2 protein-coding genes and 1 tRNA gene are annotated in these 2,705 nt (G+C 23.1%); all 3 read right to left on the reverse strand.

The annotated features are described in order from the left end of the window. Nucleotides 1–100 precede the first annotated feature (100 nt). A tRNA-Ser gene (locus H7S46_RS01475) sits at nucleotides 101–186 on the reverse strand. Continuing rightward, entirely contained in the window at nucleotides 187–1,455 is a 1,269-nt protein-coding gene (locus tag H7S46_RS01480) for an aspartate kinase (protein WP_183043065.1), read from the reverse strand. Nucleotides 1,456–1,463: 8 nt separating this feature from the next. Next, nucleotides 1,464–2,705: alanine--tRNA ligase-related protein (locus H7S46_RS01485; protein WP_183043066.1), on the reverse strand; the 1,242-nt coding region annotated here is incomplete at its 5' end.

A 2,705-nucleotide genomic window follows, 5' to 3' on the forward strand; every position in this document is an offset into this window, starting at 1 on the left:
TAAAAACAAAAGCATATCAATTCAAAAAACAACATCTCAACACAACACACTTCATCTCATCTCAACACAACAAATAAAAGAACAAAGTATTACGTTAGGATGGAGAGAGAAGGATTTGAACCTTCGATAGTTTTTAGCTATACCCTTTTAGCAGAAGGGCGCCTTAAACCCCTCGGCCACCTCTCCTTATATTTCTTCTTTAATAGAGTTAATATCTAAGTTAAAAGCTGTGTGTAAGACTTTTACGGCTAACGCAGTATAATTCTCATTAATAATTATTGACAATTTTATTTCTGAGGTAGACACCAAAATAAGAATGATACCAGTTTTTTCTAAATTAGATAATATTTTTTTGGCTATATACTTATGAGAGTTTATTCCAACTCCTACAATTGAAATTATAACAATTTTATTATCACAGGATAATTTTCCACCTAAGTTATTACACACATATTCTTGTAATATATTGTACATTTTTGTAGTTTTATAATAATCTTTTGAAATTGTAAAAGTTATAACAAATTTCTTCTGTATTTTTTTTTTATTTTGAATGTTACTTTCTATATTATACTCCTTTAGTTTTTTTAAAAATTTATAACAAGCCCCTGGTACTACATCAGTAACAAAAACAGTTGTTTTTGCCTCTTTACAATTATATGTTATCCCTGAAATTACCTGTTTTTCTATAATGTTCTCTAAAATAGACCTCTTTTTTATTATTAAAGTACCTGGATTATTGTCAAAAATAGATAAAACTCGTAAAGGTATATTAGTTTTTACAGCAAACTCAACAGAACGTGTTTGTAAAACTTTGGAACCTAAACTAGACAATTCTAACATTTCCTCAACTGTTATATATGAAATTAAACTGGATTTATTACATAGTCTAGGATCTGTGGTATATACCCCAGATACATCTGTATATATTTGACATTCATCTGCTTTAATTGCTGATGCCAAAGCAGTTGCAGTAGTGTCGGAACCCCCTCGTCCTAAAGTAGTTATATTTCCATATTTATCTATTCCTTGAAAACCAGCTACTATTACAAGAATATTATTGTTTATATCTTTATTTATTATTGAAGTATCTATGTGTTGTATACGAGCTTTTGTATACACACTATCTGTAAATATAGATAATTGTGCTCCTGTATAAGATTTAGATTTAACTCCCAGCATATTTAAAGCCATCGATAATAAAGACATAGTTATTTGTTCACCTGTTGATATCAAAATATCTAACTCTCTATTGTTGTAAATATTATTTACTTGTTGTTCATTATACAATTTTTTAGCTAAAATTAATAATCTATTGGTTTCTCCGCTCATTGCAGATACTACAACAATTAGTTTCTGCTTTTTTTTATAAAATAATTTGAGTTGTTTTGCAATATTTTTTATATTTTTTATTGACCCTACTGATGTTCCTCCAAATTTTTGCACAATAATTCCCATTATTATTCTCATTTATATTTAATTAAAATATTTTGTATAATTGTTTTAACTGTTTTAGTAAAACATATACTAAAACTTTTTATACACGTTTTTATATACGATAAATCATGATATGTAATACAAATAATTGTTTGTTTTGTTTTAAAAAAATTTTTTAAATTTTCACAACTTATGGTAAAAAGTTTTAAACAATCTTTAGTTACTTTAATAAATACATTTATAAAATGTGTTTTTAACCCATATAAAATTATTATACTTTTTTTTACTAATTTAGTTGCTATTTTATTTATTATAAATAATAAATCTTTTTTAGAGTCAAGCTTAATTTTTGTAAATAAAATTTTATAGTCAAATATATAAAACGTTTGATCTAATAACATTTTTATTATTTGTTTTCTTTTTTTTTGTTTCAAGTGTTTTAAATAATCAAGATATATTTTTTGTTTATTTAAAATATTTTTTATATTATTTTCTATATTTTTTATATTTTGTTTTATGTTATAAGATATGTTTTTAATAATTAAAAGATTTTTTAAAACATAATGTATAGCGTTTTTATTAGTTAAGGCCACAATACGACGTCTTCCTTTAGATATAGTTTTATCTGAAACAATACAAAAACAACCAATAGTTCTTGTAGTTTTTATATGCATTCCATTACATATTTCTATTGAAAAACTACCCTCGTTGCCTATAACTACTAAATTTAGTTGTATATTTTTTTTTAATTGTTTTGATGTTTGTTTTTTTAAAATTATAGTTGATGTTATAAATTCATTATTTAGTAATTGTTCAATAATAAATAATGTTCTATTTGAAAGGTTTTTATAATTATTAAAATCAAATGTTAGTGTTTTTGAATTTATAAAAAAGCCTTTGTTCACTAATTTTATATTTAAAACTCTTTTAAACATTGCATTTACTAAATGCATTACAGTATGATGAATACTTATTTTATACCTAACCACTTTATCTAGATAAATATTTACATTATTATAAATAAATAAACAACCTTGCAATAAGACTCCTAAATGTAAATATAAAGTTTTATACTTTCTTACTTGATAAACTTTAAAATTTCCTATTTCATTATAAATATATCCAACATCACTAATCTTACCACAGGTTTCACAAATAAAGGTTGTTGTTTTTAACATAATAATTCCTTCTATATTTTTTTTGATAATTTTGAGTTTTTTACCTTTTTTATTATAAATTTGTATTATTTGTGTTTTATAATTATATATATT

Source organism: Candidatus Portiera aleyrodidarum, assembly GCF_902713745.1.
Taxonomy (GTDB): Bacteria; Pseudomonadota; Gammaproteobacteria; order Johnevansiales; family Johnevansiaceae; genus Portiera; species Portiera aleyrodidarum_D.

Coding starts and splice junctions, on each gene's coding strand:
- H7S46_RS01480 (WP_183043065.1), bottom strand. CDS start 1,455: ATGGGAATTATTGTGCAAAAATTTGGAGGAACATCAGTAGGGTCAATA.